Genomic DNA, 369 nt, shown 5'->3' with positions numbered 1-369 from the left:
ACATCCTGCTGGGTCGTCAGGTAGGCGTTCCGTACATCATCGTGTTCCTGAACAAATGCGACATGGTTGATGACGAAGAGCTGCTGGAACTGGTTGAAATGGAAGTTCGTGAACTTCTGTCTCAGTATGACTTCCCGGGCGACGACACTCCGATCGTTCGTGGTTCTGCTCTGAAAGCGCTGGAAGGCGACGCAGAGTGGGAAGCGAAAATCCTGGAACTGGCTGGCTTCCTGGATTCTTACATTCCGGAACCAGAGCGTGCGATTGACAAGCCGTTCCTGCTGCCGATCGAAGACGTATTCTCCATCTCCGGTCGTGGTACCGTTGTTACCGGTCGTGTAGAACGCGGTATCATCAAAGTTGGTGAAG

Annotated in this window: 1 protein-coding gene; it reads left to right on the top strand. The window is 53.1% G+C overall.

Annotated elements, in window-relative coordinates; all coding sequences use genetic code 11:
* A partial coding sequence (locus tag E0D98_RS26065; protein WP_233398977.1) for a GTP-binding protein occupies positions 1-369 on the top strand: 369 nt, incomplete at both ends.

It is taken from the genome of Escherichia sp. KCJ4928, assembly GCF_004352695.1.
GTDB lineage: Bacteria > Pseudomonadota > Gammaproteobacteria > Enterobacterales > Enterobacteriaceae > ECMA0423.
This window is presented reverse-complemented; position numbering and strand designations above follow the sequence as displayed.